Source organism: Providencia sp. PROV129, assembly GCF_028482245.1.
GTDB classification, from domain to species: Bacteria; Pseudomonadota; Gammaproteobacteria; order Enterobacterales; family Enterobacteriaceae; genus Providencia; species Providencia vermicola.
In genome coordinates, this window is sequence record NZ_JAMPQD010000018.1 from 76558 (window position 1) to 100300 (window position 23743).

The 23743-nt window shown below is 42.3% G+C and carries 23 protein-coding genes, 1 tRNA gene and 1 pseudogene; 19 read left to right on the plus strand and 6 right to left on the minus strand.

What is annotated here, in order from left to right; genetic code table 11:
- Positions 1-64: 64 nt before the first annotated feature.
- Positions 65-141, minus strand: a tRNA-Ile gene (locus PSF27_RS14050).
- A gap of 357 nt (positions 142-498) precedes the next feature.
- Here PSF27_RS14050 and PSF27_RS14055 point away from each other — a divergent pair.
- Complete coding sequence (locus PSF27_RS14055; protein WP_206083610.1) at positions 499-1572, plus strand: NAD(P)H-dependent amine dehydrogenase family protein; 1074 nt, start codon at positions 499-501, stop codon at positions 1570-1572.
- Positions 1573-1633: 61 nt separating this feature from the next.
- Here the strand turns inward: PSF27_RS14055 and PSF27_RS14060 are convergent, their stop codons facing one another.
- Positions 1634-2230, minus strand: coding sequence for a GNAT family N-acetyltransferase (locus PSF27_RS14060; protein WP_206083803.1), 597 nt, complete (start codon positions 2228-2230; stop codon positions 1634-1636).
- Between the two features lie 222 nt (positions 2231-2452).
- Here PSF27_RS14060 and PSF27_RS14065 point away from each other — a divergent pair, with 222 nt between their 5' ends.
- The 3 genes from PSF27_RS14065 (at position 2453) to PSF27_RS14075 (ending at position 6104) form a co-directional block, all read left to right on the plus strand.
- Positions 2453-4474 carry an NADPH-dependent 2,4-dienoyl-CoA reductase gene (locus PSF27_RS14065; protein ID WP_206083609.1) on the plus strand — a complete coding sequence of 674 codons (2022 nt, stop codon included), beginning with the start codon at positions 2453-2455 and terminating at the stop codon, positions 4472-4474.
- Positions 4475-4636: 162 nt separating this feature from the next.
- Complete coding sequence (folE2, locus tag PSF27_RS14070; protein ID WP_206083608.1) at positions 4637-5554, plus strand: GTP cyclohydrolase FolE2; 918 nt, start codon at positions 4637-4639, stop codon at positions 5552-5554.
- Complete coding sequence (locus tag PSF27_RS14075; protein WP_206083802.1) at positions 5544-6104, plus strand: carbonate dehydratase; 561 nt, start codon at positions 5544-5546, stop codon at positions 6102-6104. Before folE2 ends, PSF27_RS14075 begins: the two co-directional genes overlap by 11 nt.
- A gap of 58 nt (positions 6105-6162) precedes the next feature.
- Here PSF27_RS14075 and sstT read toward each other — a convergent pair whose 3' ends face one another.
- Together sstT and PSF27_RS14085 are read right to left on the minus strand one after the other, a co-directional pair.
- The gene (sstT, locus tag PSF27_RS14080) at positions 6163-7416 is read right to left on the minus strand and encodes a serine/threonine transporter SstT (protein ID WP_206083607.1); all 1254 of its coding nucleotides are present in this window, start codon (positions 7414-7416) and stop codon (positions 6163-6165) included.
- Positions 7417-7679: 263 nt separating this feature from the next.
- Entirely contained in the window at positions 7680-8642 is a 963-nt protein-coding gene (locus PSF27_RS14085; protein ID WP_206083590.1) for a TerC family protein, read from the minus strand.
- 615 nt (positions 8643-9257) lie between these two features.
- Between PSF27_RS14085 and PSF27_RS14090 the strand changes: the two genes are divergently transcribed.
- The 5 genes from PSF27_RS14090 (at position 9258) to PSF27_RS14110 (ending at position 11826) form a co-directional block, all read left to right on the plus strand.
- Positions 9258-9926 (plus strand): DedA family protein, encoded by a 669-nt coding sequence (locus PSF27_RS14090; protein ID WP_206083589.1) that lies wholly within the window; start codon positions 9258-9260, stop codon positions 9924-9926.
- Positions 9927-10166: 240 nt separating this feature from the next.
- Positions 10167-10472, plus strand: a complete 306-nt coding sequence (locus tag PSF27_RS14095) for a DUF883 family protein (RefSeq protein WP_206083588.1) — start codon at positions 10167-10169, stop codon at positions 10470-10472.
- 6 nt (positions 10473-10478) lie between these two features.
- Complete coding sequence (locus PSF27_RS14100) at positions 10479-10886, plus strand: phage holin family protein (protein ID WP_206083587.1); 408 nt, start codon at positions 10479-10481, stop codon at positions 10884-10886.
- The gene (locus PSF27_RS14105) at positions 10870-11172 is read left to right on the plus strand and encodes a YqjK-like family protein (protein WP_272681716.1); all 303 of its coding nucleotides are present in this window, start codon (positions 10870-10872) and stop codon (positions 11170-11172) included. Before PSF27_RS14100 ends, PSF27_RS14105 begins: the two co-directional genes overlap by 17 nt.
- Before the next feature lie 258 nt (positions 11173-11430).
- Entirely contained in the window at positions 11431-11826 is a 396-nt protein-coding gene (locus PSF27_RS14110; protein ID WP_272681717.1) for a DoxX family protein, read from the plus strand.
- A gap of 326 nt (positions 11827-12152) precedes the next feature.
- Here the strand turns inward: PSF27_RS14110 and PSF27_RS14115 are convergent, their stop codons facing one another.
- A complete protein-coding gene (locus PSF27_RS14115) occupies positions 12153-13046 on the minus strand; it encodes a LysR family transcriptional regulator (protein WP_206083584.1) in 894 nt (297 codons plus the stop codon).
- 121 nt (positions 13047-13167) lie between these two features.
- On the opposite strand from PSF27_RS14115, the gene PSF27_RS14120 reads away from it, so the two are divergent.
- The 10 genes and pseudogenes from PSF27_RS14120 to dagF all read left to right on the plus strand — a co-directional run bounded on the left by PSF27_RS14120 (position 13168) and on the right by dagF (position 22334).
- Complete coding sequence (locus PSF27_RS14120; RefSeq protein ID WP_272539235.1) at positions 13168-13875, plus strand: pirin family protein; 708 nt, start codon at positions 13168-13170, stop codon at positions 13873-13875.
- A gap of 197 nt (positions 13876-14072) precedes the next feature.
- Positions 14073-16022: pseudogene (locus PSF27_RS20900) on the plus strand (BglG family transcription antiterminator); the annotation flags it as partial.
- 483 nt (positions 16023-16505) lie between these two features.
- On the plus strand, positions 16506-16844 hold the full coding sequence (locus tag PSF27_RS14135; RefSeq protein ID WP_206083581.1) for a transcriptional antiterminator: 339 nt from the start codon (positions 16506-16508) through the stop codon (positions 16842-16844).
- A gap of 31 nt (positions 16845-16875) precedes the next feature.
- Positions 16876-17241, plus strand: coding sequence for an SFCGS family glycine-rich protein (locus PSF27_RS14140; protein ID WP_206083580.1), 366 nt, complete (start codon positions 16876-16878; stop codon positions 17239-17241).
- Positions 17241-17537, plus strand: a complete 297-nt coding sequence (locus PSF27_RS14145; protein ID WP_047756106.1) for a DUF4312 family protein — start codon at positions 17241-17243, stop codon at positions 17535-17537. Before PSF27_RS14140 ends, PSF27_RS14145 begins: the two co-directional genes overlap by 1 nt.
- Before the next feature lie 26 nt (positions 17538-17563).
- Positions 17564-18355, plus strand: coding sequence for a DUF4311 domain-containing protein (locus PSF27_RS14150; protein WP_206083579.1), 792 nt, complete (start codon positions 17564-17566; stop codon positions 18353-18355).
- Between the two features lie 2 nt (positions 18356-18357).
- Positions 18358-19008: a DUF4310 family protein gene (locus PSF27_RS14155; protein ID WP_206083578.1), complete on the plus strand. Its 651-nt coding sequence runs from the start codon at positions 18358-18360 to the stop codon at positions 19006-19008.
- A 348-nt stretch (positions 19009-19356) separates the two neighbouring features.
- Positions 19357-20496 carry an amidohydrolase/deacetylase family metallohydrolase gene (locus tag PSF27_RS14160; protein WP_272681718.1) on the plus strand — a complete coding sequence of 380 codons (1140 nt, stop codon included), beginning with the start codon at positions 19357-19359 and terminating at the stop codon, positions 20494-20496.
- A complete protein-coding gene (locus tag PSF27_RS14165; protein WP_272681719.1) occupies positions 20480-21592 on the plus strand; it encodes a DgaE family pyridoxal phosphate-dependent ammonia lyase in 1113 nt (370 codons plus the stop codon). The genes PSF27_RS14160 and PSF27_RS14165 overlap by 17 nt, the downstream gene beginning before the upstream one ends.
- A 1-nt stretch (position 21593) precedes the next feature.
- Positions 21594-22334, plus strand: a complete 741-nt coding sequence (gene dagF, locus PSF27_RS14170) for a 2-dehydro-3-deoxy-phosphogluconate aldolase (protein ID WP_206083575.1) — start codon at positions 21594-21596, stop codon at positions 22332-22334.
- A 134-nt stretch (positions 22335-22468) separates the two neighbouring features.
- Here the strand turns inward: dagF and PSF27_RS14175 are convergent, their stop codons facing one another.
- Entirely contained in the window at positions 22469-23539 is a 1071-nt protein-coding gene (locus PSF27_RS14175) for a 4Fe-4S binding protein (RefSeq protein WP_272681720.1), read from the minus strand.
- Positions 23540-23743 lie beyond the last annotated feature (204 nt).

The window sequence follows — 23743 nt, forward strand, 5'->3', positions numbered from 1 at the left end:
CATCAGATACAAAAAAGCCACTTCTTTCAAAGTGGCTTAATGCGCTGATTTAACAGCTAAAATTTGGTGGCCCCTGCTGGACTTGAACCAGCGACCAATCGATTATGAGTCGACTGCTCTAACCAACTGAGCTAAGGGGCCAAAGTGGGATGGATTATACGTGCAGTTTTATCGTAGGTCTAGTATTTCAAAACCGTATGGCGAAATTGTGTGCAAAACCGTTATCACACTTATATTTCAACGTAATAGCATTCCCCAAACATATCAATCGAACCATGATATTCTTTTTTTTGCGCCACTGCCAATTTTTATTAAACTGGCTTTTATATATTTTATTTATATTTAGTACTGTTTTATATCAAATTCACTCTATAAATGGCCACATAAAGGCAATCAATTTTATTAAACATCCTTTATTCAATTAATTGATATAGAACAATAATTTTATACCTTAGATCTCTCAATATGATTCATAGATAATTCGCATATAGGACAAAAATGATGAAAAAAGTACGTGCAGTTCAATATGGTTGCGGAAAAATGGGCAAATTTTTAATCCGTTACTTGCAAGAGCATGGCGCTGAAGTTGTCGCGGCTTTTGATATCAACGATGCGGTCATTGGCAAAGATATCGGCGAAATTGCAGGTACTAAGCCGACAGGTGTAAAAGTTCAGCCTCTCCATGAAGCAGATGAGACCCTTGAAACCTTAAAACCTGATGTCGGAATTATTGCAACCCTCAGTACCATGGCTGACTTAGAAGACGCATTCTCATTGTTCGCTCGTCACGGCGTTAACGCAATCTCTACGGGTGAAGAAGCGCTTTATCCTTGGAATTCATCCCCAGAGATCACTCAAAAACTTGATGCATTAGCTAAAGCAAATAACTGTACTTTAGCGGGAAGCGGCTATCCAGATATGTATTGGGGTGTGTTGATTGATACACTGGCAGGATCAATGCACAAACTGGTGAAAATAAAAGGTTCTAGCTGTTATAACGTAGAAGATTACGGGATAGCATTAGCAGTCGGCCACGGTGCAGGGCTCACCGTCGATGAATTTAACCAACAAATTGGTAATTACAATGACTTGCCTTATGACGTCATTTCCCAAAAAATTGAGAGTGGAGAATATGCACCACCTTACATGTGGACACAAAATGGCTGGCTATGCAGTCGCCTTGGTTTAACCATCATCAGCCAAACACAGCGCTGCGTTCCACAAATCGCACAAGCCGATATTTATTCTGACACACTGAAAATGACGGTGAAAAAAGGTGATGTCCTTGGATTATCCGCAGTTGTCATCACACAAACGGCCGAAGGTGTGACCCTCGAAACTGAATGTATTGGTAAAATTTTAACTGCTGATGAGTGTGACAAAAATAGCTGGCAATTAATCGGTGAACCAGATACTGCCATCGAGGTGAATAACCCAGCAACGGTTGAGCTAACCTGTGCGAATTTGGTTAACCGTATCCCAGCGCTGATTAATAGTCCCGCGGGCTATACCACCACGGAAAAAATGCCAAATAATGTCTATATGACTAAACCGATGCATGAATACTTATAGTTAAACGGTAAAGCCCACTTCGACATGTACGAATGAAGTGGGCTTTTTACTCACAAGCGACTTAGCGCGGTTTTACCATCTGCCATTCTAAATGGTGTTTAATGGCAGGCCATTCAGATGCAATAATGCTGTAAACACAGCTATCACGCAGTTCACCCGTTTTGGTTCTCATATGACTACGCAAAATACCATCCAGTTTTGCGCCTAGACGCTCAATGGCTTTACGGCTCTGATGATTTAAAAAATGAGTGCGAAACTCCACCGCAACGCACCCTAACTCTTCAAAGGCATGCTTTAACAATAAGTATTTAGCCTCTGTATTAATTGCAGTGCGCTGAACCTCAACACCGTACCACGTTGCTCCCAGTTCAACCCGTTGCACGGCATTATCCACTTTATTATACGACGTGATGCCAACAGGTTTCCCCGTGCGTTTGTCGATAACCACAAATGGCAAACACTCTTTTTGTGCAAAACGTACAAGACGGCTTTCAACATCTTGAGGGAAATTATCAGGATCAGGAACTAAGGCATACCATAAATTATGCAGCCCATCACGACGGATAATCGCCGCAAGTTCTGCATCATATTGATGAGATAAAGGCTCAAGGCGAACACATTCACCTTCTAAAGTAATAGCTTGGCAAATCTCTTTCATCATGGTTTCCCTATGTGGCTTTTTTGCGATGTGTTTCTACTTTTTAATCTTTTTATATGACATAAAAATAAAAGGACGTCACTTAACTGTGTTGACTTAGCAATTTAACCTAAAACATATGATAAAAATCACAAAATTTTAACATCTTTACCAATTTACGAGATCATTACGCTACAGTTAACTCATCTGACCTGTTAAATAAATCCCGAATGGGAGCATCATATGAGCAATTTTCCACACCTTTTTACCCCCCTTGATTTGGGGCATACGGTTCTTAAAAATCGGATATTAATGGGCTCTATGCATACTGGGCTCGAAGAACATCCAGAGGGTAGCGAGCGCCTTGCCCATTTTTATCGTTTACGTGCTGAAAATGGTGTCAGTCTGATTATTACAGGAGGCATCGCACCTAACCCTGCAGGTGCGCTAACCGCCCATGGTGCTGTATTGAATAACTCAGCTCAGCTGCCATTTCATCGCACAATTACCGATGCAGTACACCAAGCGGATGGCAAAATCGCCCTACAAATATTACATGCAGGTCGATATGGATTACACCCATTATTAGTGGCTCCAAGTGCTATTCAAGCCGAAATTATTCCATTTGCACCTAGAGCGCTTTCAGAGGATGAGGTTCAAAATACCATTGATGATTTCGTGAATACCGCAAAATTAGCCCAACAAGCAGGCTATGATGGTGTCGAAGTGATGGGCTCTGAAGGGTATTTAATTAATCAATTCATTGCAAAACGCACAAATCATAGAACTGATGAATGGGGTGGCAGCTACGTAAATCGTATTCGTTTTCCTATTGAAATTGTACGGCGCATTCGTGAAGCTGTTGGGGCTAACTTTATTATTATATATCGACTTTCGATGTTAGATTTAGTGGAGGACGGTTCAACGTGGGAAGAAATAGAATACCTTGCTAACGAAATTGAAAAAGCAGGTGCATGTATGATCAATACGGGTATTGGTTGGCATGAAGCCCGCGTCCCAACCATCGCAACACAAGTCCCTCGCCACGCATTCAGTTGGGTCACCCAAAAATTAATGGGCAAAGTGAATATTCCATTGATTACCACAAACCGTATCAATGACCCATTTGTTGCCGAACAAATTCTAGCTAATGGGCAAGCAAATATGGTGTCAATGGCTCGTCCATTCCTTGCAGATGAAGCTTTTGTCCGTAAAGCCGCCGAAAACCGTGCTGACGAAATCAATACCTGCATCGGCTGCAATCAAGCTTGCCTTGATTTGATTTTTAGTGGAAAGCTTGCCAGTTGCCTAGTTAACCCCCAAGCTGTCAGGGAAATGGATTATCCCAATGAAAAAGCAGCTAAAAGTAAGTCTGTTGCAATTGTTGGTGCAGGCCCTGCAGGGCTTTCATGTGCCATTTATGCGGCCAAACGCGGTCATAAAGTGACTTTATTTGAAAAATCGAACCAGATTGGCGGGCAATTTAATTTAGCCAAACAAATTCCTGGCAAAGAAGAGTTCCATGAAACCATCCGCTATTTTTGCCGCCAATTACAGCTGCTAAATGTAGATGTTCGCCTTGAGCAATACGCTGATGCACAAAGCCTCTCAGGGTTTGACGAAGTCATTATTGCCACTGGCGTCACTCCACGTAAAATTCAGCTAGAGGGCGTTGAGCATCACAAAGTAGTTTCCTATATTGACGTTATCACCCACCAGAAAACGGTTGGTAAAAATGTGGCCATTATTGGTGCGGGGGGAATTGGTTTTGACGTAGCAGAACTCTTAACGCAAGAAGGTAAAAGTAGCAGCCTAGATACTTCACTGTTTAATCAAGAGTGGAACATTGACCCAACTATTCATTCAACAGGGGGAATTTACCCGAAGAATAAAAATACCGTAGGGTCGCCTCGCCAGCTCTATTTATTGCAACGAAAAAATAGCAAGGTAGGGGCAGGACTAGGAAAAACAACGGGTTGGGTTCACCGATTGTCACTGATGAAGCGCGGTGTAAAAATGCTCAATGGCGTGGAATACATGCGTGTTGACGATGAGGGCTTGCATATTCGTTATCAAGATAAAACGCAGTGTTTGCCTGTCGATAACGTGGTGTTATGTGCAGGGCAAGAGCCTTATCGCCCATTAAAAATTCAGCTCGCTGAACATGGAATTGATGCCCATGTCATTGGTGGAGCAGATGTGGCCGCAGAGCTGGATGCGCGTAGGGCTATCGAACAAGGCATGAAAATCGCTTATCAGCTTTAACTCTCCCTCCCCCCTTTTCCCTCTTGGTTGAATGTATTGAGCAAGAGGGAAAATTTAATACCTATCTCAAAGACCCAGTGCTATTTATATGTTTACCTCACTTTAACGCCACTAATTGTTATGTTATAACATATCTTTTGCATTCTAAATTACTGAGGCTCTATGTCATTGACTACCGAAACACTCACCACCCCACTCGCAGATGCACAACTACAAAGTGATACTCACAGCCAAATAGGGCTTGATTGGGTGGGTATGACAGGGATTGCCTTACCCATCGAGTTAGCAGGTCGCCCTGTTAATGCAAATGTCGATATTGGGATTAATTTCCAAGGGCAAAAAGGCATTCATATGTCTCGTCTTTACCAATCCCTAGATGCACTTACCCAAAGTGAATTAACTTGTGATTTGCTAAGGCAAACGTTAGAACAGGCGTTGTCTTCTCATATTCAAACATCCTCTAAAGCTTATCTTCGTATTTATGGTGATATATTGCTATCTCGCCGCTCTTTAGTCTCTAATCAGTTTGGTTGGAAGTCTTATCCTATTGAAATAGATGTTAATTTTAAAAATTCATTCCCTATTATGTTAAAGGTTGGCGTGCCTTATTCTTCTACCTGCCCCAGTTCAACCGCGCTTTGTGCCCAAGTGATGCAACAGCAATTTGCACTGGATTTTGATAACCAAGCGCCCCTATTACCGCAAGCTCAAGTCCTTGATTGGCTGGTTAAGCAAGGCTTGCCTGCAACACCTCATAGCCAAAGAAGCTGGGCGTGGGTTACTGTAACCTTAAACGCCGAGGGGAAAGAACTGCCCGTTATTGAATTGATAAACCGCATCGAAAACATCCTTCTCACACCTGTTCAAACCGTGGTGAAACGCAGTGATGAGCAAGCATTTGCCATCACTAATGGGCAAAACTTAATGTTCTGTGAAGATGCGGCAAGAAGGTTAATCAATGCGTTTAGTCACCAATGCCAATTTGACGAAGTTACCGTTGAAATAGACCACCAAGAAAGTTTGCATGCACACAATGCAGCTGCACGCACAAGCTGGAAACGAGGTGACCATGCTGCGTAAAAACCCATCAGGCCATGTGCCTGTTGTTTCTGAAAAGGCTTACATTGACCCAACAGCGATTATTTGTGGCAAAGTCATTATTGAAGATTACGTGTATGTGGGGCCTTATGCGGTGATCCGCGCAGATGAACTGAATGAAGACGGAGATATGTCACCCATAGTGATAGGCTCGCACTCAAATATTCAAGATGGCGTAGTGATCCACTCCAAGAGTGGTGCTGGCGTACATATCGGGTCACACACGTCTATCGCTCATCGTGCCATTGTCCATGGGCCTTGCGAGATTGCACAGCGAGTTTTTATCGGCTTCAATAGCGTTTTATTTAATTGTGTGATTGGCGAAAACTGTGTAATCCGCTACAACGCGGTGGTTGACGGCCTAACACTTCCCCCTGCTCGCTATATTCCCTCTTGTGTACATGTTAACGGGCACAGTGATTTATCGGGTTTCAAACAAGTTGATCGCGCTTCATTGCAATTTTCGGAGGAAGTCGCGGCAACCAATGTTCAGTTAGTTGAAGGCTATCGCCGATTACGTAATGAATTTTAATTCAAAAACAAAAAAGGCAGAATATCTATTCTGCCTTCTCATTTATCACATAAAACTATTAGTCGTTATGGGAGAACTGAGCCTCTGAATTTGCGAGTTTTTCATCTTCTGCCAAACAAACTGCTGCCGTAAATAAAACATCAGTGGAAGAGTTCACTGCAGTTTCCGCTGAATCTTGCAGTACACCAATCATCACACCAACAGCAACGACTTGCATCGCAACATCATTTGGAATACCAAACATATTACACGCTAATGGGATCAATAATAATGAACCACCCGCGACACCTGATGCACCACAAGCACACACTGCAGCCACGACACTTAACAATAATGCAGTCGGGATATCCACTGGAATACCTTTGGTGTAAACCGCAGCTAACGTCAGAACAGTAATCGTTACCGCAGCCCCTGCCATATTAATGGCTGCGCCTAATGGAATAGAAACAGAATAAGTGTCTTCATGGAGATTCATGCGACGGCACATTGCCATGTTCACAGGAATATTCGCTGCTGAGCTACGAGTAAAGAATGCGGTAACACCACTTTCACGTAAACACGCGAACACTAATGGATAGGGATTACGCTTTAATTTCCAATATACAATCAACGGGTTGACAACTAAAGCGACAATAATCATACAGCCTAATAAAACAGCTAATACATGAAAATAGCCTTTTAACGCTTCAAAACCCGTTGTTGCAATTGTTGATGACACTAAACCAAAAATACCTAATGGTGCCAATCTAATAATGACTCGAACTAATTGAGTCACACCATTAGAGAAATCAAGTAACAGTGTTTTTGTCGTATCCGTCGCATGTCGAAATGCAATACCTAAACCGATAGCCCACGCTAAGATACCGATATAGTTACCATTAATCAGCGCATCAACGGGGTTAGTAAATACATTGTTTAATAGGCCACTTAAAACTTCAGCAATGTTTCCTGGTGGATTCATTTCTGTTTCACTGCCCGCCAAGGCAAGTGTTGATGGGAATATAAATGAGGCAATTACCGCCACTAATGCAGCGAAGAATGTCCCTAAAATATACAGAACCAAAATCGGTTTAATACTGGTTTTTTGCCCTTGACGATGGTTAGCAATGGAAGACATTACCAATACCCACACCAAGACTGGTGCAACTGCTTTTAACGCGCTCACGAATAAATGACCTAACAGCCCTACGTTTTTTGCTGCCGATGGCCATAACCATGCCAATAAAATACCTGCAACTAAGCCAACCAATATTTGCTTGACCAAGCTACCGTGAGTGATCACTCGCCATAACCCTGTTTTATTTGTATCCATAGTAGACCTATATTATTTATCTTTATTAGGAATTAAATGTGTTTGCAGAGCCAGTATAAGGAATAAATACCTTGTGAAAAGGCTATTATTCAAAATATACACAATGATTGATTTTACTTAACAAATATTTTACATAACTGTGATCGCAATAGAGTTTTGTTTCTTATAGTAGAATGGCATAAAGAAGAATGGTTGAGTCTTTTCAGAGGGTTAAAATAAAAACCCCCTACCTCATCGGTAAGGGATTTAAATTTTGAAGGGTATTATTTGCTTTTTGCTTCGTTACGTTTGTTAACAATTGTATTAATGATTAATGTTACCACCAATATTGCGGCAATCGTTCCCAACGAAATCGGCGTTGGAATATGGTAGATATCAATAAGCAGCATTTTTATACCAATAAAGCTTAAAATTACCGCTAAGCCATATTTTAACATTGAGAACTTCTCTGCGACCCCTGACAGCAAGAAATACATCGCACGTAACCCTAAAATAGCAAACAAGTTAGACGTTAAAACAATAAACGGGTCAGTGGTCACTGCGAAAATAGCAGGAATACTATCCACTGCAAATATGACGTCGCTGATTTCAACTAAGATCAATACTAAAATCAGTGGCGTTGCAAACAACACGCCATTACGTTTAATAAAGAATTTTTCGCCATGCAGCTCATCCGTCATCCGAAGATGTGAACGCACCCACTTCACTAACGGTTTATCATTAATTGGCGAGTCATCTTCTTTGGCAAAAGCCATTTTAAGCCCCGTAAACAGTAAAAATAGGCCGAAGATATATAAAATCCAACTAAACTGTGTAACCAACCAGCTACCAGCAAAAATCATGATAGTTCTTAATACGATAGCACCCAAAACACCATAAACTAAGACTCGGCGCTGTAAACTGGCTGGAATGGCGAAATAGCTAAATAACATCAACCAAACAAAAACGTTATCCACTGCCAAGGCTTTTTCTAACAAGTAACCCGTTAAAAATGCCATCGTTTGGCTATCAGCAAATTCACGGCTCACATTATCATTGAGATACCACCAAAAACCTGCCGCAAAAATTAGCGAAAGCGTGACCCACACAATACTCCAAGCTGCAGCTTGCTTCATCGACATGGCTTGGCCTTTGTGTTTACCCTGCCAAAACAAATCGATAAGTAACATAAGTAAAATAATAACTGCAAAACTACCCCATAAAACAGGGTTACCGACTGAGTGCATTTTCCTATCCCTTAAAAAACAAAAAACGGCTGATATCCAGAAGACATCAGCCGCTTAAAATTCTTTAACCTCAAGGAGTTATCTATTGGTTGTAAATTATGAGCAAACCTCGCCTTCTGGCAAGGTCTCACTTACAACACAATTAACCCAAGGACAGGCACTGTGGTGCTCGGCTACCGGGTGTAATGTGTACACCGTAATGACGATAAACCGACAAGAAGAAGTTACTCCCCTTTGCTATGCGCAAAATATACGGTAAATAATCTTAAAATGCAATAATTAGCTATCTTAGATTTAACGATGTTTTTTTGTGTTAAAAAACAAATTAACTTCAAATTTTTGCATTTTATAGCGAGAAACCTCTACTAACGTGCGTTTCTAGCCAGTTTCCCTTGTTACAATTGGTATGATTAATTGTAAAAATACGGCTCAACTTAAATGAATTCTAAAAATATGCTTAAAATTTGCTGTTTAGTTATTTTCTGTTTTGTTAAAGTGGGCGTGCTTTACACTAACAGCCTGAGGAAACAACGCTTTCACTCAGGTATTCACTTAATCCATTTCTCCCTGCCCAACAACAAGTTTGTTGCTGTTATTGCCGTTTAGGAAACATTAATGGAATTAGTTAAAGAACTTTTTTTTGCCCTTTGGCACCAAGATTATGTCACGCTCTCTAACCCATCATTGATGTGGGCTATCTACCTTATGCTGTTTGCTATCCTGTTTCTTGAAAATGGGGTTTTACCCGCAGCCTTTTTGCCTGGTGATAGCTTATTGATTTTAGTGGGTGTTCTGATTGCGAAAGGCACCTTGAGCTACCCTCTAACCATCGTGATTTTAACAGCAGGCGCAAGCTTAGGTTGCTGGGTAGGTTATATACAAGGTCGCTGGTTAGGAAATACAAAGATAGTCAAAGGCTGGCTCGCACATCTCCCTGAACATTATCACCAACGGGCTCATGGCTTATTCCACCGCCATGGTCTTGCTGCTCTGTTAATAGGTCGTTTTCTCGCCTTCGTAAGAACATTACTGCCGACCATTGCAGGTTTAGCAGGCTTGAAAAATGCTCGCTTCCAAGTGTTTAACTGGTTGAGTGGCTTATTGTGGGTGCTTATTTTAACCGCTATAGGTTATGGTTTTGGTAAAAGCCCGATTTTCCAGCAATATGAACATCGTATTATGAATGTATTGATGTTAATCCCTGTTTGTCTGTTAGTTATCGGTTTAGTCGGCAGTATTGCTGTCGTTGTAAAGAAAAAACTGTCAGGCAAAAAAGCAAACTAATTCAATTTGCGGGGGCGTTTTGCTTCCCCGCATTTTCACTTTTACTCATTTTTACTTTTCTGTTTATTCTCTGCAAAAAACTTCATTAATATACTGATTAAACCGCTATTTTTTAGAATACTCTATTTGTCATTTTTTGTTTATTACACATAACAATTCCGAATATTTGATTGCACTTAGTGTAAAAATCGCTATTGTTAATACTACGAATGCGCTTTTTCTATTGATAGGAGGTTGTATATGTCATCGAATCATTCATCAGACGAACTACGTGCGGAGCTCCGTGCTTTAGCCGATTCTCTGGAAGCGATGCTTAGTGATACCGGCGAAAAATCGAAAGAAGAGATCGAAAGCTTAAAATCAAAAGCACAAGAAGCACTGTGCTCATCTCGCGCAAAACTCGGCCAAACCACCGAAAGGATCACCGAGCAAACCAAAGAAATTGCGGGGCGCGCAGATAACTACGTAAAAGAAAACCCATGGACAGGCGTCGGTATTGGCGCAGCAGTGGGTGTTGTTCTTGGCGTGTTACTCGCTAAACGTTAATTGCTTATGGAACCAAACCAGCAACGCCAGGGCCCCGGTAAAGGGGTCCTTGAAACTTTACGGCGCATTGCCAATATTTCAGTGGGTATGGTGCAAACGCGTCTAGAGTTAATCGCCGTTGAGCTAGAAGAAGAAAAGCTCAACCTTATCCAACTTCTTTTATTGGTTGGTTTAACGCTACTCTTCACCGCATTTGGTTTGATGTGCTTACTCGGCTTAATTTTTTGGTCTGTTGACCCAATTTACCGTTACCAAGCACTGGCGATGACAACAGGTGCATTAATCCTGCTTGCCATTATTTTTGCCATTTGGGCGTTAAAAAAGGCAAAACAATCAACCTTACTAGGTGCAACACGGGAGCAACTCGCTCAAGATGCCAACGCGTTAGCGAGAAAGGATGATGAACAAAAATAAGCAGCAATTACTGGTATCCAAAAAGCAGCGCTTAATTAGAAGAATTGAGCGCCAACGCCAAGAGTTGGCTGAAACGTCCTCTGACTGGCTACACACTACCGCACCTTATGACCGTGCTTGGCAAACGATCATGACCTTTCGCCCTTTAGTCATTGCCGCCACAGGCTTGCTCTCTGTCTACTCCCTTCGCAAACCACAAAAAATTCTATTATTAGGTCGAAAAGCCATCACTATTTGGGGCTTAGTTCGTTCAATTCAAAGCGCAATTCAAACCAGCAAAAAATAACCGCCCCTCCATCTGAGAATAATTCATTATTATTCAATAGGATAAATAACATATCTTTCTAGTTTTTATTTCCCCAATAAGTTCATTCAATTTTTTTGTCTATCTTTGTTAATAACCTTAGCTTTTTATTGAATGAGCAAATAGCTACTATAAGCCCATCAAATGATTTCTAGCCAATTTGTGCTAAAAATAACTTTATAAAGCGACATATATCGCAATTAACTCATATTTAATGACTTATTAGTCTGGAGAATCTCGATGAAAAATTTAGAAAGTGGTGCGATATTATTGGCTCGTATCATGATGCCAATCCTGTTTATTGTCGCTGGATATGGAAAATTGGGTGATGCTTATGCAGGCACACAACAATATATGCAAGCCATGGGTGTTCCTGGCTTCTTATTACCTTTAACAATTTTATTGGAATTAGGCGGCGGATTAGCGGTTCTGTTTGGTTTCTTAACTCGTACCGTTGCTTTGTTCATTGCAGGTTTCACTGTATTAACAGCATTGCTGTTCCACATCGACTTTAGTGTGGCACCAAACAGCTTGATGTTTATGAAGAACTTTACTATCGCGGGCGGTTTCTTACTGTTAGCGGTTACAGGCCCAGGTAAATTCAGTATCGATCATTTACTCGGCAAAAAATGGTAATACGCGTTTCATATCACCCTTATTGATTTCTGATTTGTCTTCATTTGTTTGTCCAACTTACACCTCCCTCGGGAGGTGTTTTTTTATTCAAAATAATTGTTTTGAAGTTAATAGAAACTAAATCATCGTTATCAGTAAATGAAAATTAATCTGAGCAGCTTTATTTATTCTTGTTGAATCACCACTAATATCACGCGGCTCGTAAACTCTAAATAGTTTGGAGTTGTAGGTAGGCGGCAAATTGAGTCATCCCGTGAGCATACATAAGTATGTGACTCGGGTGACTCAATGAAGCCAACACCCCTACGACTCAAAATATGACGAGTTTACACCCTAAATAATTTAGGGATTTCACGCAAACACCACGACTTCGCCTCCCCCATACTATCCCTCCGCCACGCCATAATAATTGTCGTCTCATGGCTAAACTCGGCCCCGACAACTTTCAAGCGCCCTTCGCGAATATCTTGCTCCACCAACGGATACGGCATTGTCGCTACACCAAGTCCAGCTAATAATGCATTACGCTTATCTTCGATACTAGAAACCGTCAAACGCTGCTGTTTATCCAACAATTGTACGGTGATCACAGGACGTTCACGAGCCGTATCAGCAACGGCAATCCCACGGTATTTCACTCTCGTTACATCAGAAAGTGGCTCTGGCTCTTGATGGATGGGATGATCTGGACTCGCTACGTAAATATGGTTAATGGTATATAACGGCTTCGAGTTAATTTCTGACGATGAACGAAAGTGCATATCGGGCGCAATCACAATATCTGCCTTACCACTTTCAAGACGCTCCCATGCGCCTGCCAGCACTTCCGTAATCAATGATAATTGCGTTTCTGACTTTTCAGCCAAACGCTCCACTAATGGGAACAACGACTGTGCTGGCACCAATGCCTCACAAACAATTGTTAAATGGGTCTCCCAACCTTTAGCAAGTGCTTCAGCATCTGATGTCAGCTTATCCGCCGCTTCGAGTAAAATACGGCCTCTATCCAGCAGCATTCTGCCGACATTGGTAAATTTAGTTCTATGTCCTGAACGGTCAAACAAAATTACATCGAGCTCTTCTTCTAACTTTTGCATGGTATAGCTTAGCGCGGATGGCACTCGACCTAACTCCTCTGCTGCCGCTGCAAAACTGCCACGTCGGTCGATTGCATCCATCACCCTTAATGATTCAAGCGTTAATGCTCTCTCTTTACTCATGATGTATCTCTTTCAGGAAATTTGAACAAGGGAAACAGATTAACTGGCTAACAATTCAACGTCCAGCTATTTATTATAACAATAGATTATTAACTTATTATTTGGATGAGGGTTAACCATTATGATGACATTAAGACCCGTTAACCATTGCGGAAAAGCAGACTATGGTTGGCTACAAGCTCGCTATGCTTTTTCTTTCGGCCACTATTTTGACCCAGACTTTATGGGATTCAAAACATTAAGAGTACTGAACCAAGAGGTTATAGCGCCGCAAAACTCATTACAGCCAAGAATGTATCCCCATGTCGATATATTAAACATCGTGCTAAAAGGGCATGCGCAATACCGTGATAGCTTAGGGAATACCATTGATGCAAACGAAGGTGATTGCGTACGATTTTCACCCCGCCCAGACCTGAGTTACAGCGAGCAGAATATCTGCCCACAGACGCCATTAACACGCCTACAACTTTGGTTAAATGCATGTCCACAGCAAGAGTCATTACCGTTGCAGAAAGTGACGATTTCTGAAAATGAAAATTGCCTTGTGGCATCGCCAGATGGCGAAAAAAACAGTATTCAGTTACGTCAACAAATTTGGATAAACCAAATTCACTTAGCGCCGAAGTCATCATCCATGATATCTATAAAAGGCCAAAATGCCTTTTTGCAATCAATACATGGTGGCGCCACTTTGCGCAATAAACACGGTGAGACTTTAACCATGAATTGTAATGATGGGGTCTTTTTACAAAATGAAGACGAGTTTGAAATTACTGCTGATAAAGATTTTCGCGGTTTATTGATTGACCTAGGTGAACAAAACTAAGTCTACTGGCAACTTCCTGTCACCATTAATCCAGAATCCCTCATATTTAGTCGAGTATGAGGGAAAATTTGCGAACCGTTTCGCAAATTTAATCATTTACATATCCTATATATTGACAAGCCTGTGATAGAGTCCAGCCATTAGCGAGTGAGAAATTTAACTATTTTTTACTCAATGGCTTTTTTCGTTTTGATTTTAAAGGTGTTTTCGTGGCGCTATTCACTCAACAACGGCACAATCAAATTTTTGCCCAAATTCTCAATGAGGTTGTTCCTCAAGATGAACTTGCCAAGCGTTTTTCCGTTTCAACGCGGACAATCCGTTCTGATATCAATGAAATCAATGAATTGATTGAAGAATATCACGCACATATCGTGTATGAACGGGGGCGTGGTTACCGTTTAAAAGTTGAAGATGAAACCCTATTTGCCACCTTTACACAACGTAGCGAAGAAGACAGCGTTATCCCTCGCACCAGCAAAGAACGTATTGATGCGTTATTATTGAAATTATTAATGTTGTCCCTTCCCGTCAAGCTTGATGACATTGCGGAAGAGTGGTTCGTCAGTCGCGGTACGCTGCAACAAGATATGGGTGCAGTCAGGGAGCAGCTACAAAAATACCAAATTGCGCTGGAAAGTATTCCACATCAAGGTATTCGCCTCAATGGCAGCGAATGGGCGATTCGTGCTTGCATGACAGAAACCTTATGGCGCCGTTATTCGGAGCAAATCACGCCTGATTTAACCACATTCCGCCCAGATAGCTTGGATAATTTGGATTTAACCTATATTGATAAAGTGCTTCATAACAGTATGAATCGCTTTGATATTCGTATTAGCAATGAGGGGCATCTCTACCTCGTTTTTAACTGCGCCGTGACCATTTTACGCATCACTCGGGGCCATGAACTCACCACCCCCGTCAAAAATGATGAAGCGGAAGAAGTGATCCGCAAAGCCAGTGATGAAATATCAAAAGGGCTAATTTACTTTCTGGGGAATGACCTCTCTAATGCGGAACTCAGCTATTTACATGACCAAATTATTGCCCAGCGCATTAGCCACCAAGACTCATCCACACAAAAAAGTGGCAGCCACAATGAGCTTTCAGAATATATCTTGAATTATATTAACGAGTTATATAACTATGATTTACGAAACGATGAAAAGCTTAAAAAAGATCTCAACACGCATCTTGCCGCGCTGATCACGCGCCTGCAGTACCATATTTCCACACCAAATCCGCTTTTATCTGATATTAAACAGTATTATCCGTTCGCCTATGATGTCACGCTCAGTGCGTTAACCAGTGCGAGTAAGCAATTACTTCCTCACCCCATCAGTGAAGACGAACTAGGCTACCTTGCAGTTCATATTGGTGTGAGCCTTGAGCGTAACTATGGTGCTGGCTCGATACGCCAAACCGAGGTGCTCGTTGTTACGGATGCGGGGAACTCAACGTTCCGTGTGGTTGAGTCAAAAATTATGCGCGAATTTCCACAATTGAAATTTAGCCGCGGGCTAACCTTGCAAGAATATGAATCGCTGAGTGAAGTGAGTGAAGATTTTGTGATCACGACAGTGAGAATTTCTGAAAAAAATAAACCTGTTATCAAAATCGCGCCCTTTCCAACGCCTTACCAATTAGAGCAAGTTGGGCGACTCGCGATGGTGGATCAAACGCGTCCTTACATTATCGAGCGTTTTTTTGACGAACGATTTTTTATGGTGATTAACGAAAAAATCAGCCAAGAAGCGTTATTTCAAACGGTTTGCCATAAATTACAGCAAGAAGGCTACGTCACACCTGAATTTTACCCATCTTTGCAAGAGCGTGAGTCCATCGTTTCCACCCTTTTAGGTGAAGGTATCGCCCTGCCCCATTCATTAGGTTTATTGGCAAACAAGACCGTTGTTGCAACGGTTGTCGCACCCAAAGGCATTGAATGGAATCAAGAAACCAAAGAAAATGCCTATGTTATTTTCCTACTCGCCATCAGTAAGGCAGATTATGAAGAAGCGATGGCGATTTACGATTTATTCGTCACCTTTGTGAAAGAAAAAACCACGCGCCGCCTTATTAGTGTAAAAAACTTCAATGAATTCCAAGTGATCGCCAAGGACAGCTTGGCAAGGGTGCTGTAGCCCTCGTGCAACTTCCACTTCCAGGTGGAAAAGTGGGAGTTGCCGTCTTTTACGTGATCCTAACCACAACTCTACGAAATCTTTTTCTCGTCATACTTGCAGGTTTTACCCCCTAAACGGCTAAGTGGAAACAATAACCACCAAAAGTAACCGACTCTAATTTTCTATTTCCACTTATCCTTCCAATTGTATGCTCCATTTCCAGTTATACCACAAAAAATATATCCATTTGATTTTATTAAAATTAATTATATCCCCTCATCAGTCTAGTCGCTTACTGATGATTGATACATGTCAATTTTTCCATTTAACTTCCAAATAGTCTAAATAATGAACTAATTTTACTTGGTTTGATTTCCAAATTATTTCCACTTCTAAGTGGAAATTCACTGCCTGCAAAAAGTGCCAATAAGCGTCTAATGTATAAGACATGAAGGAACAGAGTAGTCTAACTAGCAATATTACTTTGGATTTTAAATAGTTATGAGTGAATCAGTTGTCGTTTTTCAAATGTTAGAGCACGATCTTGATATTGATGAGGTCACACAAAAACTGCTGGCAGTGATTACTGACTGGCTCAAGCAAGAGGACTGCTACACCACCGATGTACAACAACAAATGTTGGAGTCTCATCTACGTGCCATGGTAGCGAGAGCGAAAACTGGCGAAGCATTACCTGAGGTTGATATCAGTCTATTCGATGAGATATCTCAACATTCGATTGCATTAGCTCAGCGAGTTGTCGATACGCTCCCTGGCTTAGCACCAGAAGAGACATATTTGCTTTCTGTTCACTTTGAAGTCGTTCGTTCAAATGATTAATTTTTAAGTTGTAGGATTGGAGAATATTTATATGAAACAGATCGTTATTGTGATCGGAGACCGTTTAGGTAAAGGGCAAAAAGTTGCCGCAGGCGTTGAAGCAGCTGGCGGAAAAGCGATTGTTGTCCCAGGTGTGGCAGCAGATATGAAACTCGGTGATGTCATGAACGCAGAGCAAGCCGACCTTGGGATTTCATTTTGTGGCAGTGGCGGCGCAGGCGCTATCACCGCTCAAACCAAATATGGCTATAAAGCTCGTTATGGGATGCGCTCTATTGAAGAGGGAGAAACCGCCATTGCAGAGGGTTGCAATGTATTAGGTTTCGGTTTTATGGACAAGGAAGAGTTAGGCGAGCGCTTAGTTAAAGCATTTAATAAAAAATACGGCAACGCTTAATGAAAAAATCGATCGAAACGACAGTACGGGTGACAGGGCAAGGCGACACCAAGCAAAAAGCCATTGCGGACGCCTTAAATTCGATTCAAAAAACCGTACTGAAAAACAGCACAGACATCATCCTGCGGATAGAACCAAAGGATGTTGAGGTTGTTAGTGCTCACTCGCACTCGCGGACAGAAAAATTTCTTTTCATCTTTTTGCCACGCAAACGTGAACATTTCCGTGTTGTACTCGACGTTTCGCTGGATGTCACCTTACTTTCTGTCAACGAAATACCATTTACAGAACAATAATAGCAATCAGGTCTGGAGTTAATTCCATGAGTGAAACTGCATCTTTTTTAGAAATATTGGGCATGTCCCTCATTATCGGTGGGCTCTGCGGCTTCGGTTTAGGCGCAGGCGCGGCACGTATGTTCCACGCACCGACCGTGCAAGGGATGGGGGCATTTCGTACATTGGGCGAACTTAACGCATGTGAAGGCGACCCTGCATCTCACTTCTCTTTCGGCTTAGGGTTCTTCTTTAACGCATGGGCATCGTCCGTTGCTGCGGGTGCATTCACGCAAGACGTTGACCACCGTATCATCCCAAACTGGGGGGCTGCGGCACTTTTAACTAAAAACCGTAATGTAGCAGAAACCCTACATAACCCGAAAAAAATGGCCATTGCCTGTGCCATCATCGGGGCATTTGTGGTGGCCTTCTTAAATACCACCGCATCCGCTGTTCCTGCAGCACTGCAAACCACGGCAATTAACGTTCTCGTTCCTGCAGCAAACCTGCTGGTGAATACGGTGATGCCAGTGATTTTCTGGTTAGCAGCGATGGATGCAGGCCGCCGTTCTGGTTTCTGGGCAACGCTGTTCGGTGGTTGTGCTCAGCTAATCATGGGTAATGCTATCCCAGGTTTAGTATTAGGTATCTTGATAGGTAAAGGCGTTGATGATAACGGCTGGAACCGCATCACACGCACAATGATGATAACAGTCGTTCTATTGTTCGTTCTGAGTGGCTTCTTCCGTGAGTTTGACCTGAAAATGATCACCTCTTTCAACCTAGACAAACCACTGTGGCTTGAATACGTCCACGGACTGCTGAGCGGGAAATAATCATGACAACTGAAATTAATAAAGACGATTTTTGGTACGCCGAGTGGTCATTCCCCATCTTTGTTGGGCTGCTATCAGCAGGGATCTTCGCAGGTACCCATATGTACGTGGTTTACGGGTTCGGCGCATTTAACGAAGTGGCTTTTGTCGCCATGTTACGCGCAGGGCTCGACACTGGGGTTTACGGTGCAGTAGCGGCATTCGGTGCGAGTTTCTTATTCGCTCGAATTATCGAAGGTTCACTGGTAGGGATTTTGGATATCGGTGGCGCATTGCAAACAGGGATTGGCCTTGGTGTCCCCGCTCTGTTCCTCGCGGCTGGCTGGGATATTTTAGTCACTAACTTTTGGATTTCGTTACTGACAGGCTTATTCCTTGGCGTATTAATCGGTTTACTGATTGTTTTTGCACGTAAATTCACTATTGCTCAAGCCAACTCAACCTTTGGCGCTGACGTCATGATGGGTGCAGGTAATACTTCAGGCCGATTCTTAGGCCCACTGATTATCTTAGCGGCAATGGCGGCATCCATTCCAATCGGGATCGGTTCACTGATTGGCGCTCTAATTTTCTATGTATGGCAAAAACCCGTTGCTGGCGGGGCAATTTTAGGCGCGATGTTATTCGGTTATTTCTTCCCTATCGTTGCTTAATGCGCATTATCCCGGGGCATATGCCCCGGGTCACTAGGCAGCAAAAACACTGCGGTTTGCATCATTTAGAACACACTTTTAAGCATGATCTAAATAATTCAAATTGCAGCTAGGCAGCAAATGACGATAACCCTAGGCGCATATATCTGCATGTGGTTAGCGCCTTGAAAAACTGCGATTCGTATCATTTAGAATAAACATTTAAGCATACTCTAAATAATTCAAATTGCAGCTAGGTGGCAAACGACGATATCCCTAGGAGCATACAAAAGTATGTGACTAGGGTAGCGGAAGAGCAGCCAACAACGCTGCGGTTTGAAGTATGACGAGTATGAAGAAGGTAACTACATGTACACACTCATCATCAAACACGGTAAACGTATCGACGGCACAATTATCGATATACTGATTAAAGACGGAAAAATCGAGGCAGCAGGCCCAGAGTTAGCCTGCAACCAACAAGCTGACAAAGTGATTGACTTGAAAGGGAAAACGTATGTCAGCGCGGGATGGATTGATTCTCATGCACACTGTTTTGCCGAATCACCAATCTACTTTGATGACCCCGATTTAGCAGGCGCTGCGGGCGGCGTTACCTCACTGGTTGATGCGGGGAGTGTGGGCGCTGACGATATTGATAAATTTTATCAATTAACCAAAAAGTCCAAAACCAACGTCTTTTCTTTGTTGAATATTTCACGAATTGGCATCATTGCACAAAATGAATTGTCCGATATGAACAATATCAACGAAGTGTGTTTTCAAGAGGCTATCGAACGCCACCAAGGCTTTGTCGTAGGAATGAAAGCCCGTATGAGTAAAAGCGTTGTGGGTGAAAATGGCATCGCACCACTGATTCAAGCCAAAGAGATGCAGAAAAAACACCATCTCCCATTGATGGTGCATATCGGTAATAACCCACCAGATATTGATGAAGTCGCTGATTTGCTCACGCGTGGCGATATCATCACACACTGCTTTAATGGTAAACCCAATAAAATTTTAGGTGACGATGGCTATCTTAAATCCTCAATTGCTCGAGCTCTGGCACGTGGTGTGATTTTAGATGTCGGCCATGGCGGTGAAAGTTTTAGCTTTAAAGTCGCTGAACAAGCCATGCGTATTGGTACATACCCTGACATTATCAGCTCCGATATTTATCATCGCAACCGTGTAAATGGCCCTGTTTACAGCCTTGCATTTGTGATGACTAAATTCCTGTGCATGGGCTTTAGCGCAGAGCAAATTTTACGTTGTGTTACAGAAAAAGCCGCTAATTTCTTATCGCTGCCTGCGAAAGGGTATTTAAGACCTGGTTTCGATGCAGACATTACGTTGTTTGATCTGAAAGAAGAACAAACTGAACTCACTGACGCAGAAGGCGAACATCGCGTAGGTACGCACCGCTTTGTTCCTATTGCCGCTATCGTTGGTGGTAAACATATTATTCATGCACAAGGCGAATCCGAATATGCAATCGATTTATGAGAAATATCAGTTAAAACACGTTATCAACGCGTCTGGCCGCATGACCATTCTAGGCGTATCGACACCAACGCCTGAAGTTGTTGAACGTGTCGCTTACGGACTTAATAATTACTTTGAAATTAAAGATTTAGTCAATAAAACAGGTGAATACATCGCCAATTTATTGAATGTCGAAGCTGCTATTGTGGTCTCTTGCGCCTCAGCAGGTATTGCCCAAGCCGTTGCGGGTGTGATTGTGCAAGACGATGATGACTTATTATTGAACCTGCATTCATCGGAAAAAGTTGTTCCGCGTGAAATTATTTTACCGAAAGGCCATAACGTCAACTTTGGTGCGCCAGTTGACACAATGGTGTCTTTAGGCGGCGGAAAAGTCATTGAAGCGGGCTTTGCAAACGAATGCAGTGCAGCCCAATTAGCCGCAAAAATCACCCCAAATACGGCAGCAATTTTGTATATCAAATCCCATCATACCGTGCAAAAAAGTATGTTAACCGTCGAGCAAGCGGCTAAAGTGGCACATGACCACCAGCTGCCATTGATTGTTGATGCTGCCGCAGAAGAAGAGTTAACCGCTTATTACCAAGCGGGTGGCGATATTGTGATTTACAGTGGTGCAAAGGCCATTGAAGGGCCGACCAGTGGCTTAGTCGTTGGTAAAAAACAGTATATTGAGTGGGTAAAACGCCAAAACCAAGGTATTGGCCGTGCCATGAAAGTGGGTAAGGAAGGCATTTTGGGCTTAACCCTTGCCATCGAACAGTACTTAACTGCACAAAAAGAAACTGGCGCAGAAATGGTCACGCGAATGGCGAAGTTTATCAGTGATCTAAATGCCATAAAGGGCATTTCAGCCCAAGTCGTCTGGGACGCCGCAGGGCGCGACATCGCCCGTACCGAAATCAGCTTCGATGAAAAAGTGATTGGTAAAACAACCTACCAAATTATGGCTGACTTAAAACAAGGCGATACCGCGATTTACTTCCGTGAATATAAAGCCAACGAAGGGAAAGTCGAGGCGGATATCCGCAGCGTCAGTACTGATCAACTTGATGTTATTTCAAAGAATATTCGCTTGTTAGTAGAAGGAATTTAAGATGAAATTGTCACCGAATTTTTACCGTGACCGCGTTTGTTTAAATGTATTGGCTGGCAGCCACCAAAATGCCAAAGATATCTATGCCGCCGCAGAAACCTTTGTTGTCGTCGGTGTATTATCTAAAAACTACCCTGATTTAGACAGTGCTATCGCTGATATGCGCATTTATGCCAAAGAAACGGACAATGCATTATCTGTGGGTCTCGGTGCAGGTGACCCGAATCAATCCACAATGGTCTCCTTGATTTCAAAAGAAATTCAGCCACAGCACGTCAACCAAGTGTTTACAGGAGCGCCAATCAGCCGTGCGTTATTAGGCCAAAATGAGACATTTGTGAATGCGCTGATTTCCCCAACGGGCACAATTGGCATGGTGAAAATTTCCACGGGCCCATTAAGCTCCCAAGCCCCTGACGGTATCGTCCCTATCGAAACCGCAATTATGATGCTAAAAGACATGGGGGCTGACTCTGTTAAATTCTTTAATATGAAAGGGTTAACCTATATTGAAGAATATAAAGCTATCGCCCAAGCCTGTGCCAAATTTGATTTTTCTTTAGAGCCGACGGGCGGCATTGACCTAGACAATTTTGCCGAAATTTTGCAAATCGCCCTCGATGCAGGCGTGAAGAAAATCATTCCTCATATTTATAGTTCAATTATTGATAAAGATACGGGCAATACACGCCCAGAAGATGTGCGTCAGTTATTGCAGATGGTTAAGCAAGCGGTTAATTGATGCGTTAAAAGCAGTAAAAAGAAGTCAGAAAATAAATATAAGCGAACGTTACAAACTGAGTCATTGTGACAAAGTGACCAAAACAACAAATGCCCCACTCATCTTGTCTGTGTGGGGCTTTTTTTCATTCTCTATCAATGACCTATGCTTCGCGCATTCGGTATAATATGAAACCAATAATTATCTGGCACAGGGCTATCCCATACCTCGAAGAAAGCAGCAATACCAATCATGATAAATAAAATTGCCAAGGTCAAAGCCATCATAACAATCCCTGATAATGGAAATTGACGTTTTTGCGTGGGTATTTGCAGTGAAAAATCCAGCGTTGACGCAACTGGGCAGGATTCCACACAAGTCATACACCCCGTGCACTCCACCGTTCTTACCTGAATGAGTTTATCCACTGGAATACGTGATGGGCAATTTTTTGCACATTTTCCACAATCAATACAACTTTCCACATTTCGGCGAATTTTAACGGGAGAAAGTAGTGAGAATAGCCCCAACAGCGCGCCATAAGGGCAGAGATAACGGCACCAAGCATTGCGAATAAACACACTCAGCACCACCAAAACTACCACACTAATCAATGCAAAATCGCTAATATGGCGAAAGAAATCCAACATTTTCACATCAATAATGATCCCATAAGGCGACATCATAAAGTATTGAATCATCTGCGCTGACATAGAAAATGCAATATAAAGAAAGAAGCTTAACAGCACATACTTTAGGCCTCGCAGGGGAATATCTAGCCATTTAGGGAGATTGATTTGATAGCGAAACAGTTTTTTCCCTAATTTCCCTGTATATTCCGATACTGTGCCTATTGGGCACATCCATGAACAAAAGGACTTTTTCAGCAATAAACTGATAAGAATAAAAGCCACTAACAGAAACATCGACGCCGCATGAATAGGTGGGAAGCTCCCTGTTTCTAATGTGTATTTTAAGTTCATTAACCCCGCAATGGGTAGCCAGCCTTCAATACCTCCAGGACGTGGAAGGTACAACGTTTCCCCTCCAGTTTCGAAGTAACGTACCCAGTAATAGAAAGTAATACCGATATAAAGGTTTATCGCCAGCAGTATAATTTGGACGACTTTTCGCCATGTTGAGGCATTTCGCCAGTCATTCCAAGGAAGCTTACCGCCCACCGTACCAGGGCGACGTTGGTACCTTACACGTGGTTTTTCTATCATGTCCACATATCTCTTTAACATGCATTATAAATACCACTATTGTATTTACATATTCACAAAGCGTATTGATTTACATCAGAGGGTTGTGACGTTGATGATTTGATGTAGCAAATGGTGAAGACAAACCAGAAAAGAAAGAAGAAAAGTGTTTTTATATTAAATCAAAAGATTATGATTTTTTCTAAATAGTTCGTGTTGTACCGA